1 rRNA gene is annotated in these 255 nt (G+C 45.5%); it reads left to right on the top strand.

Annotation, left to right across the window (positions count from 1 at the left end):
- Positions 1–88: ribosomal RNA gene (locus KJS57_RS26260) — 16S ribosomal RNA — on the top strand; the annotation flags it as partial.
- Positions 89–255: the final 167 nt, after the last annotated feature.

Here is a 255-nt window from a genome sequence, read left to right as displayed (position 1 = left end):
GAGCCAGCCGCCGAAGGTGGGGTAGATGATTGGGGTGAAGTCGTAACAAGGTAGCCGTATCGGAAGGTGCGGCTGGATCACCTCCTTTCTATGGAGAATCGTCTTCTGCAACGAAGACATTCAAATACAAATCAGGTTTAGGCCTGTTACTCACTCGTTGGTCAGTTTTGAGAGTTCAACTCTCAAAATGACTGGTAACACAGTCACTTGATCCTTGAAAACTGGATAACGAAACGAAGAATTTGCGAATTAGAA

The organism is Paenibacillus vini, assembly GCF_018403325.1.
Taxonomy (GTDB): Bacteria; Bacillota; Bacilli; order Paenibacillales; family Paenibacillaceae; genus Fontibacillus; species Fontibacillus vini.
This window is presented reverse-complemented; position numbering and strand designations above follow the sequence as displayed.